The 14886-nt window shown below is 59.5% G+C and carries 11 protein-coding genes; 1 reads left to right on the top strand and 10 read right to left on the bottom strand.

The genetic code is table 11. From position 1 onward, the window contains the following. Positions 1 to 21 precede the first annotated feature (21 nt). From AC1DE4_RS21655 to melA, 5 genes are all read right to left on the bottom strand, one after another. A complete protein-coding gene (locus AC1DE4_RS21655; RefSeq protein ID WP_025661263.1) occupies positions 22 to 1689 on the bottom strand; it encodes an ABC transporter ATP-binding protein in 1668 nt (555 codons plus the stop codon). Positions 1690 to 1699: 10 nt separating this feature from the next. Then, positions 1700 to 2833, bottom strand: a complete 1134-nt coding sequence (locus AC1DE4_RS21650; RefSeq protein WP_018858447.1) for an ABC transporter permease — start codon at positions 2831 to 2833, stop codon at positions 1700 to 1702. A 1-nt stretch (position 2834) separates the two neighbouring features. Further along, positions 2835 to 3842, bottom strand: a complete 1008-nt coding sequence (locus AC1DE4_RS21645; protein WP_018858448.1) for an ABC transporter permease — start codon at positions 3840 to 3842, stop codon at positions 2835 to 2837. 112 nt (positions 3843 to 3954) lie between these two features. Continuing rightward, positions 3955 to 6042, bottom strand: a complete 2088-nt coding sequence (locus AC1DE4_RS21640) for an ABC transporter substrate-binding protein (protein WP_477882939.1) — start codon at positions 6040 to 6042, stop codon at positions 3955 to 3957. A 122-nt stretch (positions 6043 to 6164) separates the two neighbouring features. Continuing rightward, complete coding sequence (gene melA, locus AC1DE4_RS21635; protein WP_477882937.1) at positions 6165 to 7631, bottom strand: alpha-galactosidase; 1467 nt, start codon at positions 7629 to 7631, stop codon at positions 6165 to 6167. Positions 7632 to 7834: 203 nt separating this feature from the next. Here melA and AC1DE4_RS21630 point away from each other — a divergent pair, with 203 nt between their 5' ends. Then, a complete protein-coding gene (locus tag AC1DE4_RS21630; RefSeq protein WP_025661259.1) occupies positions 7835 to 8725 on the top strand; it encodes an AraC family transcriptional regulator in 891 nt (296 codons plus the stop codon). A 25-nt stretch (positions 8726 to 8750) separates the two neighbouring features. Here the strand turns inward: AC1DE4_RS21630 and AC1DE4_RS21625 are convergent, their stop codons facing one another. The 5 genes from AC1DE4_RS21625 to AC1DE4_RS21605 all read right to left on the bottom strand — a co-directional run. Beyond that, positions 8751 to 9464 carry a DUF899 family protein gene (locus AC1DE4_RS21625; RefSeq protein ID WP_477882935.1) on the bottom strand — a complete coding sequence of 238 codons (714 nt, stop codon included), beginning with the start codon at positions 9462 to 9464 and terminating at the stop codon, positions 8751 to 8753. 395 nt (positions 9465 to 9859) lie between these two features. Next, complete coding sequence (locus tag AC1DE4_RS21620; RefSeq protein ID WP_477882933.1) at positions 9860 to 10606, bottom strand: histidine phosphatase family protein; 747 nt, start codon at positions 10604 to 10606, stop codon at positions 9860 to 9862. Positions 10607 to 10860: 254 nt separating this feature from the next. Beyond that, complete coding sequence (locus tag AC1DE4_RS21615; protein WP_477882931.1) at positions 10861 to 11889, bottom strand: class I SAM-dependent methyltransferase; 1029 nt, start codon at positions 11887 to 11889, stop codon at positions 10861 to 10863. A gap of 283 nt (positions 11890 to 12172) precedes the next feature. After that, positions 12173 to 14023: an ABC transporter transmembrane domain-containing protein gene (locus tag AC1DE4_RS21610; RefSeq protein ID WP_192303148.1), complete on the bottom strand. Its 1851-nt coding sequence runs from the start codon at positions 14021 to 14023 to the stop codon at positions 12173 to 12175. Positions 14024 to 14382: 359 nt separating this feature from the next. Then, on the bottom strand, positions 14383 to 14886 hold a 504-nt coding region (locus AC1DE4_RS21605; protein ID WP_477882929.1), incomplete at its 5' end, for an aminotransferase class I/II-fold pyridoxal phosphate-dependent enzyme.

Raw genomic sequence — 14886 nt, 5'->3', positions numbered from 1 at the left:
TATAACCTCCGGCATGTGCAATCAGGCGACTTCGAAAGCGGCTTTGACGAGCCGTTCCGTGTAGGCGGTCTTGGGATTGGTGAGAACTTCGTTGACGGGGCCCTCTTCCATGATCTTGCCATGCTGCATGACGATCACACGGTGGCAGAGGGCGCGCACGACCTTGAGATCGTGCGAGATGAAGAGGTAGCTGAGGCCGCGCTCGTCCTGCAGCTTGCGAAGCAGTTCGATGATCTGGGCCTGGACGGAAAGGTCGAGCGCCGAGGTCGGTTCATCGAGCAGGATGAACTCCGGCTCGAGCGCGATGGCGCGAGCGATCGCGATACGCTGGCGTTGACCGCCGGAAAATTCATGCGGGAAACGCGACAGGATATTGCCCGGCATGCCTGCCGCAATCAGCGCCTCGCGAACACGATCGAGCCGCTCTGCCCTGGTCGCGCCCAGTTGGTTGACGACCAACCCTTCCTCGATGATCTGGCCGATCGTCATGCGCGGGTTGAGCGAGGAGAAAGGATCCTGAAAGACGACCTGCATGCGTGAGCGAAGCGGCCGCATCTCGGCGCGGGATTTGCCATGGATCGGCAGCTTGTCGAAGAAGATCTCTCCGCCATCAGGGTCGTTCAGTCGCAGCAGCGCCTGTCCGAAGGTCGTCTTGCCGGAGCCGGACTCGCCGACGAGACCCAGCGTTTCGTGACGTCGTAGCGTCAGGTTCAGGCTGTCGACGGCGACCAGTTCCTTCAATTGCGGTTTGAAGAAACTGCCGTGGCGCATCATGAACGAGACCCTCACGTCGCGCGCCTCGAGGATAATGTCAGATCCTTCGGGCAACGGATTGGCCTGCCCACGCGGCTCGGAGCCAAGAAGATGCCTGGTATAGGCGTGCTGCGGATTGGCAAAGAGGCGCTCCGTCGTGTTGTGCTCGCGCATTTCACCATGCTGCATGACGTAGACATAGTCGGAGAACTTCTGCACCACCGTGAGGTCGTGAGTGATGAGGATCACCGCCATTCGCAGTTCCGTCTGGAGGCTGCGAATGAGATTGAGGATCTGGGCCTGCACGGTGACGTCAAGCGCCGTCGTCGGTTCGTCTGCAATCAGCACATCAGGATCGTTGGCAAGAGCCATGGCGATCATCACACGCTGGCGCTGCCCGCCCGACAGCTGATGTGGATACTGCTTCAGCCGCGCTTCCGGATCGGGAATCTGTACATGGTTCAACAGCTCCAGGGCCCGTGCCTCGGCTTGTTTGCGGCTGATCTTGCGGTGGACACGGATCGCTTCGATGATCTGGCTGCCAATCGTGTAGATCGGGTTCAGTGAACTCATCGGCTCCTGGAAGATCATCGAGATCCGGTCGCCCCGCAGTTTGCGACGCTGACGTTCCGAAAATGTCAGTATGTTGTTGCCGTCATAGTGGACGCTCGACTTGTCCGAGACGGTTGCACGCTTGGACAAAAGGCCCATGACCGTGCGGGCAGTCACAGACTTGCCGGAACCCGACTCGCCGACAATGGCGATCGTTTCGCCGCGGTAGAGCTGAAAGGATATATCCTTCACCGCGTCGACGATGCCGTGCTCGACCTTGAACTTGACGCCGATATTGCGGGCGTCGATGACGGGTTTTTCCTGATGCGCCTCGTGGTCGTGGCGCACGGGCGGAGCGAAGGAATTGACGAGTGAGAGAGCCATCTTCATCACCTCAATAAGGATCGACCGCGTCGCGCAGACCGTCGCCCAGTGCATTGAAGGCGAAGACGGTGACCAGCACGAAGCCGACAGGCGCCAGGATCCAGGGGTAGGTCCCGATCACGGAGTAATTTGCGGTATCCTGAAGCATCAGGCCCCAGGAAATCAGCGGTGGCTTTACGGCGAAGCCGAGGAAGCCGAGGAACGATTCCAGCAACACGACGCTCGGGATATGCAGGGTGACCGCAACGATCACGTGGCTCATCACGTTCGGGAAAATGTGCTGGAAGATGATGCGCCGGTCAGTGGCACCAACCGCCATGGCGGCGCGCACATAGTCTATACGGGCGAGTGCCAGCGTCTTGCCGCGAACTTCGCGCGACATTTGCGCCCAACCGAGTGCCGACATGACGACAATGACAAATGCCAGGAACACATTGGTTGGTGCGGTGACCGGGATCAGCGACGTCAGGGCCAGATAAAGCGGCAACTGCGGGAAGGCCAGGACGATTTCCACGAAGCGCTGCACCCAGGCATCGAAGGTTCCGCCGAAATAGCCCGAGACCATGCCAACGGTTGTTCCGACAATGGTGACGATGAAGACCACGGTCAGCGCGATCATCAGCGAGATGCGTGAGCCGATGATGGCACGCGAGAGGATGTCACGACCAAACTTGTCGGTTCCGAGGAAATGGACCGGTTGGCCATCGACCGATCCGAAGAAGTGGCGGTCGGCAGGAATGAGGCCGAGGAGCCTGTATTCAGCGCCTCTCACGAAGAAGCCGAGATAGCGCGGGTTGTTGTAGTCCGGCCCGACGATTGGCTGGAACGTGACCGGATCGAGTTCCTCGGATTCGCCGAGCGCATAGACGCGCGGCGGAAAGGCGAAGTTGCCGTCCTTGTCGCGCAGGCTGACAAGCTGAGGCGGGGCGAAGCCAACATCGGTCGCCTTTGGATCCATCGGCGCGAAGAAATCCGCAAAGATTGCCATGAAGAGCAGCAGGCCGACGAGGATTAGGCCCATCATGCCTGTCCAGGAACGCCGCAGCCGGCGCCAGACGAGCGAAAGATAGCTTTCATTGCCGTTATGCGGGTGCTTGGTGATTTCCTCGTGCGGTGGCGGAGGAGCTGAATCGAAGGCGAGCATGTCAGGCTCCTCCGTACTGGCGGACGCGCGGGTCCAGCATGGCAAGCAGCATGTCGGCGATGATGTTGCCGACGATCAGCGTGGCGGAAAGCACCATCATGAAGGTGGCCGTGACATAGACGTCGCCGATTGCCATGGAGCCGACGATCGCCGGTCCAACGGTCGGCAGCGAGAAGATGATCGCGGTCTCGATCTCGCCGGTCAGCATGTAGGGAAGCACGACGCCCTGATACATAACGAGCGGATGCAGCGCGTTCGGCACCGCGTGGCGCATGACAACAGCACTGCCGGAGAGGCCCTTGGCGCGAGCCGTTTCAACATATTGCGCGTTCAGCGTATCGAGCAGATTGCCGCGCATGACACGCATGTTGTAGGCGAGCCCGCCGAAGGTGGCGATGGCGACGACCGGCCAGACATGGCTGACGAGATCGACGAACTTTGCCCAGGACCACGGCGCCCCGCCAAATTGCGGCGAGAAGAAGCTGCCGATTTCCGAGACGTTGAACTGGAAGACCAGGAGGTAGACGATGATCAGCGCCATCAGGAAGCGCGGCACCGTCATGCCAAGGAAGGAGATGCCGGAAAGAAGGCTGTCGATCCAGCTATACTGGCGGGTTGCGGCCCAGATGCCGAAGCCAATGCCGAGCACGGATGCGAAGATGTGGCAGACGAGGGCCAGCGCCAGCGTGCGCGGCAGGCGTTCGGCCACGACATCGGCAACAGGCTTGTTGTAGAACATGCTGTAGCCGAAATCGCCGCGGGTAATGATGCCCTTGATCCAGTTGACGTACTGGATGACCATCGGTTGGTCGAGGCCGTGGGCGATCCGGTATGCCTGGGCCTGTTCATCCGCCTGCGCGAATGAGGCACCACTCTGATTGATCAGCTGCGAACGGATGTAGTCGGCATAGTCACCGGGCGGAGCCTGGATGATCGCGAATGTCACGATGCTCAAAATGATGAGGACGGGAATCGCAGAGGCTATGCGCACGAGCAGGAATCGTAACATCGGACGGTTCGCTTCTCCTTGCCGCCGGTCGCGCCTGTCGGTGCGGCTGGCTTGTTGATATTGCCCGGCCGCGCTTCACGCGCGACCGGAGTCCTCGTTGGGAGGGGAGCTCTTAGTTGTTCGGACCTTTGTCGCCAGGCTTGCCAGGCAGCTGTTCGGGGAACAGCTCGTATTTGCCCTGCTTGTCGGCGGCCACCCACAGACGCTCGCGGATGACGGAATCCTCGGCCCAGTTGAACATGAAGATCGGAGTACCCGCAGGGACGTTCGAGAAGCGCTTGTTGACGATCAGGGCACCCGGATATTCCGTGAGGCCAACCGTATCGACATTCTCGGTCGCAACCTTCTGGTACTGCTTCATCAGCTCGACCTTCTCGTTGTTGTCCTGACTGCTCTGGAACTTCGTGATGATATCGACCATCTTCTGTTCGTAAGGCATCAGGTCAACCTTGCCGTCCTTGCCGGCACGATGTTGCCAGCTCGTCCGCGGACCGACAGGCGCCAGCTGTTCGGTGTTCTGGACGACCGAGGCAAGCTCGGGCGAGCTGCGCTGGATCAACCAGTCGAAGCGTCCGGCGTAATGGGCGTCGTCACGCTTCGGGCCATCCAACGCATTGAGAATGACCTTCAGGCCGAGCTTTTCCATCTGGCCGATGACACCCTCGGCAAGGCTCTTGTCCGTGGCGTAGCCATTGTTGACCAGAAGCACGATTTCGATGTTCTTGCCGCCTTCCGTTCCCGCCGGGAAGTTCAGGAAGCCATCGCCATCGGTGTCTTTCAGGCCGGCCTTGGCGAGCAGTTCCTTCGCACCCTTGAGGTCGAACGGATAATAGACCACGGAGTTGCGATCATAGAAGCTCGTGCCCGATGAGAGGCCGCCGGGATAGATCGCCGTGAATGGACCCTTGACCAGCGAGTCGCCGATTGCCTTGCGGTCGAGACCCATGGTGACTGCCTTGCGGAAGTCTTCGTTCCGGTTGAGTTCACGGATGGCCTGGCCGCGGGCATCAGGGTCGCCCCATCCGTTTGCGGAGAGGTTCATGCGCATGTTGTAGCCGATCAGGCGTGGGCCGAAGGCCAAACGTGCCGGTGCCGTCTTTTCGGCTGCGCGCTTCAGCGAAGCCACGAAATTTTCGGGCTGCTCAAGATTGGAGAAGTCGCCGGAACCGGCAACGGCCTGCACGTCACGATCAGCCCAGGTGGACAGCTTGTAGTGCAACTCGTTGAGATAGGGCAGCTGGTTGCCCTTTTCGTCGACCTTCCAGTAGTAGGGGTTGCGGCGCATGACGATAATGTCGTCGGGACGGTATTCGACCGGCACCCAGGCACCCATGACCGGCATGTTCATGAATTCCGGCGGGAAGGCATTCTTGAACTGGTCGTAAGTGTTCTTCGAATACTTCGGATGCTGCGGCTTCAGGATATGCGACGGGCCCGGGCAGAAGCTCGGATAGGCCATGGTGTAGAGATACTGCTTCGGGAAAGCATCCTTGAAGGTCCATTCGACGGTGTAATCGTCGATCTTCTTGAGCGTCGTTCCCTCGCCGAAGGCCTCAGGCGATGCGCCGCCTCCAAGCGGCGAAACGTTCGGATCGATGACTTCGTCGTCCCAGTAGAACATGATGTCGTCGGCGTTGAACGGCGCGCCGTCCGACCACTTGGCACCTTCAACCAGATGCATGGTCAGCTTGTGGCCATCCGGCGACCAGTCCCAGCTCTTGGCGAGGTTGGGAAGCGGCTCGGTATCCTTTGCTTCGACCTGGAAGAGCGGCGCGGTGCGCGTCAGGCACTCCGACAGGCCGATATCGATGCCGCCCCAACCCTGTGTCTGGCCGGCGCCATAGTTCCAGCCTTCCGGCCGGCCGCCGATGACATGGCGCATCGTGTCGCCATAAACGCCGATGCCGTCGACCATGTTGTCGGTCTTGAAGACGAGAGGTTCCTTTGGCAGTCGATCCTTGACGGGCGGCAGCTTGCCGCTGTCGACGAAGTTCTTCGTGACCCAGTCCGGCTCGTGATACTCCGGAAGAGCCTTGAATTCCTCGATGGAGTCTCTCGATACGTATTTGATCTTGCCTTCCGCCGGAAACTGCGGCGGAACAGGCGGTGTCGTCGGCTCGGAAGCATAGGCGTTCAATGCCGAGACCGAGACGCTCAGCGCCAGTCCGGCAAGAATGCCAAGGTTGCGGATATTACTCATCGTCTCTCCCTTTGTTTTTCGGGGTGCTTGTGGCAGCCCCGCTTCTCCTCAAACGATCCGGCGACGGGCCTTCGGCGATGAGTTCCCTCCCGGAGCCCCATCGCCACCCGTGTCCGGAAGCTTTAGACGGCCTGCTTGAGTGCAGCCTTTTCGGCACGCAGCTCGTCGATGGAACGGACATTGCGGCGGGCGGCACCTGCCCAGTCGCGGGTCTTGACAGTCGATTTCGCCAGACGTTCCTTGGCAGCCGGGATTGCATCCGCATATTGCGGCAACCAGCTCGCCTGGGCGACGACCATCTCGTCGACCATCTGCCAGACCTCCTCCGGCGTCGCGACGGCACCGACCAGCGGATCGTGCAGAACGGCGAGCTTCAAAAGGTCGATATCGCCGCTGACGGCGGCATGAACCGACATGCGTTGAACGTTGATCGACGCAATGCAGGTGGCCGCACATGCTTCGGGGATCGTGATACCGGAAACCATGTTGATGCCGAAGCGGTCGACGAAGCCGGGGGACTCGATAATCGCATCGGCTGGCAGGTTCGTGATGACCCCGTTGTTCTTGAGGTTGAAGTGGCCGCGGTAGACACGTCCGGTTTCGAGGGCTTCAAGAATATGGCTCGCATGCTCGTTCGAACGCTTGGCCCGATCGATCGGTTTCGATGCCGACTCCAGGAATTGCGGGAATTCGGTTTCGAACCAGTTGCGGGTCTCGGTGGAGTGACGCAGATATCCACCGGTTTCGCCATGGATCCAGTCGGACATGTCGATCCACTTGGTGATCTCGTCGGGGCGCTTGCGGTACCAGGGAAGATACTCGGACAGATGGCCGTTGCTTTCCGTGGAATAGACCCCGAACCGCTTCAGCACGTCGATGCGCAGCTTTTCCTGCTGCGAGAAGACGGGATGGGCTTCGAAGGCGGCAACCAGCTCGTCCTTGCCGATCTTGCGACCGTTGAGTTTGAGATCGACAAACCAGGTCTGGTGGTTGATGCCAGAGCAGATGTAGTCGAGTTCGGAAGGCGATTTCGCGCCGAGCACCTCAGCGATCTGTTCGGCGCCATGCTGGACCCCATGGCAGAGACCGACCGTATCGACCTTGCCGTATTCAATGGCGGCCCAGGTATTCATTGCCATCGGGTTTGCGTAGTTCAGGAACTTCGCACCCGGCTCTGCGACTTCACGGATGTCTTTGCAGAAATCCAGAATGACAGGAATATTGCGCTGGCCGTAGAGAATGCCGCCGGCGCATATCGTATCGCCGACGCACTGGTCGATGCCGTACTTCAGCGGAATGCGGATGTCGTCGGCGTAGGCTTCCAGGCCGCCGACGCGCACGCAGCTGATGATATAGCGCGCACCCGTCAGTGCCTCGCGGCGGTTCGTCGTCGCCGTAACCCTGGTTGGCAGCTTGTTGGACGAAACGATCGTGTCGAGGATCTGCTTGATCATCTGCAGATTATGTTCGCTCATGTCGGTAAGCGCGAACTCGACGTCCTGGAATTCCGGCACACAGAGGATGTCGGTAAACAGTTTTTTTGTGAAGCCGACGCTGCCTGCGCCGATGATAGCGATTTTGAAACTCATGATCCTTGCCTCAATGCGATCAAATTTGCCGGCGCTGAACGATGAGAAGAAGAAATGGACCCGGACTTGCGCCCGAAGCCAAAAAAGGCCAGAAATCCGGCTTATTCTCCTCCCTGCCGCTCCTCGGTGCAGGCGGTGTTCTCTCTCTTGGGGGCGGATTATGCGCATATTCGGCGGGGCCGCCAGAGAAGGATTATGCTTTCATGGGTAATTTTGTGCTGCAAAAATTGATTGACAACGGGCCGGTCATGAGGACCGTGTCGCTGCCGCGTGGCCGCCAGAGCCTGCACACAATGCCGACCAGCACAGGCTACGAGATCCGGGAGAATGCGACCTACGACTGGGATGGCAGAAAGCGGGGCCAAACACCGTTCACCGTCCTGCAGCACACGATCAAAGGCGCGGGCAACCTGCGTTACGAGAATCGCCAGCTTCGGGTGAAAGAAGGCGAGACACTGCTCGTGCTCGTCCCGCACAATCACCGCTATTGGCTTGAAGATGGGGACCGCTGGGAATTTTTCTGGATTTCGATGAACGGCGAGGAGGCGCTGCGCATCCACCGCTCGATCCTCGCGGTGACCGGACCGATCCTGAAACTGCAACCGCAAACGATCGAGCATCTGGCAGATTGCAGTCTCCGGCTGATCAATGGCGCGGAGACGCCAGGCCTGGCTTCGGCAATCGCCTATGAGGCGGCCATGGCGCTGTACGACGATGTCTTCGGTTCGCATCCTGTTTTCAGTGAAGAATACCGGACGATGCAGCATGTCATTGACTACATCATGGCGAATTTGGAACGTCCTCTGCCTGTCGAGGATCTTGCGCGGGTCGCAGGCCTCAGCCGGGCACATTTCTCGCGAATGTTCGCAGCCAACGAGGGCCTGCCGCCGGCCGAGTTCGTCCTGCAGAAACGACTGAAGCGGGCCGTCAAACTGTTGACCAAGACCGCGAACATGCCCGTCAAGGAGGTCGCAATCCGCTCAGGCTTCGAGGACGCGAACTATTTTTCCAAGGTCTTTCGGCGCATCTATGGCACGAACCCGACCGAGTTTCGTACCACGGGCATGTATGCGAGCGTCGGCAGGCAAGGCTGACGCCCGCCCTACTGACGGCCCTGCCCTACGGCCCACTGCTATAGGTAAGGCTCGGATACCAGCTCGGCGGCCGCCCATCCGGCGTTGTGTCGAGCACGGTCCACAGCGGCATGAAATCCGGCGCGCCGCGCGGATCCTGGCCGGGATCGGCAGTTGCGAAGCCCATTTCCGGGTTCCAGAAGTGACGGATGACGCCATCCTTGATCGTGAAGACGTTATAGGCAGCGCCATCGCCGCCATCAGGACCAATGGCATGATAGTCGCGACTGAATTCGTCCGTCGTGTCGGAGTAGAGCGGCAAGTGATGCCAGCCGCGCTCCTTCTTGAACGCCAATAAACGTTCAATCGGCGAGCGTGCGACGACGGCAAAGGCGACCTGCTGGCAAATATCGGGGACTTCTCCGTCGAACGCCGACAGCATGGACGTGCACATCGGGCATGGTCGTTCGCGTTGCGGCCCATACATGTAGCTGTAAATCACCAATGTGGATTTGTCCGCGAACAGGTCTCTCAAGGTAACCTGGCCATCGGGCCCCTGGAAGCGGTAGTCCTTCCGGACCTGACCGCCTGGAGGCAGCGCGCGGCGTTGCTCGGCAACGCGTTCGATATGTCGGCGCAACTCGATTTCCTCGGCGAGCAATTCATCGCGGGCCTGCCGATACTCGGGGCTTTCGTTCGGAAAACTGAGGCCGTTTCTTCTGGCCAGCTCCCGCGCGGAAACAAGATTGTTCGCATCCATCACATCAACTCCTCCTGACATTGAAAGGACGACTGGGCGGATTTCGAAACCGCCGTCCAACAAGGAACGTTTGGGGACGGCAAAAATCGACAACACGTTCTGACTTTTTGATGGTCCCGCAAGGGTTCATTTGCCAGGTGCTTGATTTTGCTAGCCTACTATCCGCCTTGCAGATGGACCATATTCGCTTGTCTCAGGCTTTGGCCCCCTTCCCCGCTCCGATTTGCGACCTATGTCCTTCTTGTCCTTCATCTCCTGGAAGGACGAGGGAGGCTTCGAGGCATCGTGGCAACCGGTGCTTCGAACCCTCCCTCCAATGGAGGCCCTTCATGCGCTGGCTCGAAGCAGTCGCACTTTTCTGGCTCATGCGATAGCGGCGGGTTTGCGGCACTGAGCTATGGCGTGGCTTTCGGCGTGATCGTCAGTTCGGATCCATAGGCATCGCGCAACTCTTCATCTCCGGTTCGGCGGTCTTCGGCCTTGTGCAACAGGGTTGATCTGAAGCCGCGCGCGTGTGTCCCGGCGATCAAGGTCACGTCGGAATTTCCCGGATTGTCGGAGTGCTCGAACCAATCGACGGCATGCTGGAGAAAGTTCATTTCGAACGCCCTGTTGGTGACACCATGGCCGACGATGATCAGGTCGTTGTTGCCGTCGCGCACGTCGCTCGTCACGGTTTGAAGGAATAGACGAAGCCGCTGGGCCACATCCGCCCTGCTCTCGCCATCCGGTGGCCTTGCATAGAACTTCCCGCTGTTGCTCCGCAATCTCGCCCATTTCTCGAACTCATCAGGAAATTTCTGTCTTCGCTCCGCGTGGTCATAGATTTCGGTGAAGAGACCGAAATCCTGCTCGCGCAACAGGTAGTCCTCACGAACGCTTCTGACCAATCCGGGAGGCAGCGCCTCCAGCAAGGCGTCCTTGCTTTGCCGCGTCCGCATATAGGGAGAATACCAGACGTCAAGTTGTCGTATCTGTCCGCGCGGCAATTCGGCAAGATAGGCTGCGATCGCTCGCCCGGCCGCCAGTGCTTGCCGATACCCCCACTGCGTCAACGGAACATTATGGTCGCCGAACTGACGGTAGGCTTGTTCATTGATATTGCCTAGCGATTCGCCGTGTCGAACGAGGAAGATATGCATTAGCCGCCGCTTTCGATATCCGATGCGCTTATCATGAAGTGAGAGCCGGCTGGCTGCAATGTAGAAGACGCAGCAAGCTCATGTGCGCCCGCCATTCACCGGGCCGGATTTCGGGGAAGACGGGACGGAAAAGACCTCCAGAGCCTCTCGCAAGAGGGCTGCCCGGATGGAACATCCCCGTATTGGCACAAAGAGATTTGTCGGCATAAGGATCATCGAGAATGTCAAATTTCCGCCGCGCGCCAATTCTCTGGCTAGGCTCGTTTGGATAACACCACGGCTGCCATGTAGGGTTCGTGAGGCCGGGGACCTTCAACCAGTCTACGCTCAAACCGGTTGAACAGTTCAGTGACAAATGCGGCCGGATTGCGAGATGGCTCGATCAAGCTCGCGATTGTCGGCTCGCACCAGGCTTGCATCATTGCCGTGTGACGCTTGGCAAACGCCAACACATCGCCGTTCCTTTCGAATTGCTCCCAACAAGGATCCGCAAGCCTGACGAGATCCAGATGCTCGAGTTCTAGATCGGCGAAATTTTCGACTTTCAAGAACGGTTTCCTGATCTCATCCAAGGTCCGTATGCCGATCGGTATTGTGATGCGGGTCTGCTCTCGTTCCGAAAGCCAGCCATCCGTCCTCATGTCACACAATGCCGACCAGAGTTCGCCAAGGAGCCATTCCCAACCCGTGATGTCGGCTGTGCGGGCCGTAAAGCCCGCCACGAGTTTCCCGCCAGGGCGCATTTCCCGTGACCGTAGGACCAGAAAGCGCTCCCAATCTTTCGCCTGTTGTCGCTTTACCGCAGAAATCACTTCAGGCGTGGCACTCATTCCGGCGAGAATGTGATCAGGCGCTTCGATCATTCCGGTACTCATCCACTGTAATGACCACGTCGACCATCCGAGATCCACGCGTTGACGTGGGAACAATGGCTCGAAATACGACCTGCCGATCGCAGAGGGAAAAACGTCAGAAGCTTCATTCATGTAGCTGTCAGGGCTTGAAGAAAGCGCTTCAAACAGAGCCGAAAAATCATTCGTGGGAAGGTCAGTGTGGACGACTTCGATTGGCACGGACGGTCCCGACCGGAGCCTCAACGCCCTAATCGCCACGCGCATGGGGGTCATCGAATTGCGGCCTTGTGAGGAACCATAATCGACGATGGTGAAGGGACCCTCGCCCGCGGCGATTGTCCGGCACGCCGTTTCCCACAATGAAAGGAGTGCTGAAATGCCAGTGGCCTGCATTGAGGAATGACGGTTGTAGAAGCCGTCTCCTTTCATTGCCGCCAGATGAGATCGCGGTGGATCGTTTGGCATGTCCGAGCCTCGCTTGGCTTAGCGGCAGCTTAACAAACCGACCCCAAAATGGCGAGCCAATCCCCAAACAGTGGCTGAAGGCTTTGCCAACACAGAAACGCCTTCATCCCACGTCCTGCGCGTCACCACGACCTCGGCGCACCACTTCCCTGCGCCGGTCACAAGGTTTGGTTCGTCATTCCACCCTCGCTCGCAGTCGAACTGGCTCGCATAGCTGCATCGACCGTTGTGCGGTTTGGATGGCGCCTCACGCTGCGTCCAGCTCGGAGTCGGTGGCGGGCCCCTTGAACTGGAGTTCGGCCAGCCGTTTGTAGAGGCCGCCGTTGCGCATTAGAGAGGCGTGCGTTCCTTGCTCGACGATCCGGCCCGCGTCGACCACAAGGATCCTGTCGGCCTTGAGAACGGTCGCAAGTCTGTGAGCGATCACGATGGTCGATCGATTGTCCATGAGCTGTTCCAAGCCCTCCTGTACGAGCTGCTCGTTCTCGGCGTCAAGCGACGCGGTTGCCTCGTCGAGCAGGAGGACAGGGGCGTCCTTCAGTATAGCGCGGGCAATCGCCAACCGCTGCCGCTGTCCTCCAGAAAGGGTCAGACCCCTTTCGCCAACGACAGTGTCGTATCCATTCTCAAGGCCGGTGATGAAACCATGCGCCTGGGCCTTGATCGCGGCTGCGACGACCTCGTCCCGCGTTGCTTCGGGTCTTCCGAACGCGATGTTTTCGAAAATGGTGGTCGCGAAAATCGTCACCTCTTGTGGCACGATCGAAATCTCCTTGCGGAGGTCTCGCGGGGCGATGGAGCGCACGTCTCGTCCATCGATGGAAAGGCGTCCGGCGCTGCCGTCATAGAATCCGAGCAGAAGCGAAAAGACCGTGCTCTTTCCGGCACCCGATGGCCCGACGAGAGCGACCGTCTCTCCCGGAGAGACCGTCATGGAAAGTCCGGCGAGGATTTCTTTCTGCGGGGTGTTGGGATAGGAGAAATGCAGATCTGATACCTCGATGCCACCGCGGACGGGGCCGCGAAGCGGCATGCTTGCCTCAGGCTCGCGATCATAGGTTTGTTCATTCAGCAGCTCGAAAAGCCGACCGGCGGCTCCTGCTGCCTGCGCCAGCTCACCCCAGACTTCCGATAGAGAGCCCAAGGAGCCGGCTGCAATCACCGAGTAGATCAGAAACTGACTGAGACTTCCTGGCGAGAGCGTGCCGGCGAGGACTCTGTGCGCCCCAAGCCAGAGGACGCCGACCACACTGCCGAATATGAGTGCGATGGCAAAGCCTGTCAGGCAAGCGCGCGAGCGTGCCGCCGCAACGGATTTGCCATAGGACATTTCGACGTCGCAGACATACCGTTGACGGGCAGTATCTTCGGCGTTGAAAGACTGCACCGTCCGGTTTGCCGCGATGATTTCGCTGGCATAGGCGGAGGCGCCTGCAAGCGAGTCCTGGGCCGCTCGGGACTTTTTCCTGACTGAGCGGCCGAAGACAATCAGCGGTGCGAGGATCAACGGGATCACCGCGAGGGCGATCGATGACAGGCCAGGGCTTGTCACGAACATCATGCCGAGGGCGCCCGCGCACAGGATTGAGTTTCTCAACGCCACCGAAGCTGTCAGACTGACCGCCGTCTTGATCTGGGCAGTGTCACCGGTGAGACGCGAGGCAATTTCGCCGGAGTGGTTCGAATCGAAAAACTGGGCGGGAAGTGACAGGACGTGGCCAAAGACCTTCTTCCGGAGATCGGCTACCAGGCGTTCTCCCAGTGCCGTCACGAAATAGTATCGAAGAGCGCTGGCAATTGCCAAAGCCACTGCCAGAGCCATTGCCATCAGGAAGTAGCGGTTTATGAATTCGCCATCGCCCTGCCCGAAGCCGTTGTCAATCATGCGCCGAACGGCCATCGGTAGCGCAAGTGAAATCAAGGCTGCGGCGGTGAGGGCAAGCGTCGCGCCGATTGTCAATCGTCGGTGGCTTCCAAGAAGAGGAACAAGCCGCCGCAGGTGTGCCAGGGCTTGCCGCCTCGACGGCGCCGGACCTTCCTTTCCATCTGCTTGATCATTCTGCGCGATGGCAGCTTGCCGGTCGTGTTGAGCTATCATCAAGGCCGTCTTCTCCTGAGGAATTCGATAACGTCTTGTCCACCGGAAGGACCAAGACGTCTTTGATCGCGATCAATTATTGGCGGGCCTTCTGGCCATGCCGGGGCTGCCGAACGGGTGTGGTTTCCTCGCCCGCCGGCGACTGACACCCTCTTCAGGTTGGCAGGAGGCAGTCGACAGGGCCGGGAACAGTCGCCAATAGTATCTCCAAGCATCCCCGCCCTGGCAGAGCCTTGTCCGTCGCGGGTTGCGTTTTGGTTTCCGTAGCGTATGGCTCATTTCGAATGAGCGAAATCCTTGATCATCCACGGGCAATGACGAGCACCATCGCTCGCAATTGCCAGTCCGAATAGCGCTGGCTAGGCAACGTGGCGCGCCAGCGCGCAGCGCGCCCAGAGCGAATGCAGCGCCTCGACGAGATGTTCGATGTCGGCGTCGCTGTGCAGCGGCGTCGGAGTGATGCGCAGCCGCTCCGTCTTCTTCGGCACCGTCGGGTAGTTGATCGGCTGCACGTAGACACCGCAATTGTCGAGCAGCAGGTCGGAGATCCACTTGCACTTGGCCGCATCGCCGACCATGACCGGCACGATGTGGCTCGGGTTCGGCATGTGCGGAATGCCGCGCTGATCGAGCAGCGCCCTCAGCTTGCGGACCCGATCCTGGTGGCGTGCGCGCTCGAACGGGCTGACCTTCAGATGCTGGATCGAGGCAACCGCACCGGCAGCCAGCGCCGGCGGCAGCGCCGTCGTGAAGATGAAACCAGAGGCAAACGAGCGGATGAAGTCGCACAGCGCCGTCGAGGCGGCGATGTAGCCGCCCATGACGCCGAATGCCTTGCCGAGCGTGCCTTCGATGACCGTCAG

It is taken from the genome of Rhizobium sp. 10N414 (assembly GCF_056394785.1).
Note: the sequence above shows the minus strand (reverse complement) of the source record. Positions and strands in the feature narration are given on the sequence as shown.

Bases quoted from the DNA above. Each gene is read 5' to 3' on its own strand.
- AC1DE4_RS21655 (WP_025661263.1), bottom strand. From the start codon at position 1,689: ATGGCTCTCTCACTCGTCAATTCCTTCGCTCCGCCCGTGCGCCACGAC.
- AC1DE4_RS21650 (WP_018858447.1), bottom strand. From the start codon at position 2,833: ATGCTCGCCTTCGATTCAGCTCCTCCGCCACCGCACGAGGAAATCACC.
- AC1DE4_RS21645 (WP_018858448.1), bottom strand. From the start codon at position 3,842: ATGTTACGATTCCTGCTCGTGCGCATAGCCTCTGCGATTCCCGTCCTC.
- AC1DE4_RS21640 (WP_477882939.1), bottom strand. From the start codon at position 6,042: ATGAGTAATATCCGCAACCTTGGCATTCTTGCCGGACTGGCGCTGAGC.
- melA (WP_477882937.1), bottom strand. From the start codon at position 7,631: ATGAGTTTCAAAATCGCTATCATCGGCGCAGGCAGCGTCGGCTTCACA.
- AC1DE4_RS21630 (WP_025661259.1), top strand. From the start codon at position 7,835: ATGGGTAATTTTGTGCTGCAAAAATTGATTGACAACGGGCCGGTCATG.
- AC1DE4_RS21625 (WP_477882935.1), bottom strand. From the start codon at position 9,464: ATGGATGCGAACAATCTTGTTTCCGCGCGGGAGCTGGCCAGAAGAAAC.
- AC1DE4_RS21620 (WP_477882933.1), bottom strand. From the start codon at position 10,606: ATGCATATCTTCCTCGTTCGACACGGCGAATCGCTAGGCAATATCAAT.
- AC1DE4_RS21615 (WP_477882931.1), bottom strand. From the start codon at position 11,889: ATGAAAGGAGACGGCTTCTACAACCGTCATTCCTCAATGCAGGCCACT.
- AC1DE4_RS21610 (WP_192303148.1), bottom strand. From the start codon at position 14,023: ATGATAGCTCAACACGACCGGCAAGCTGCCATCGCGCAGAATGATCAA.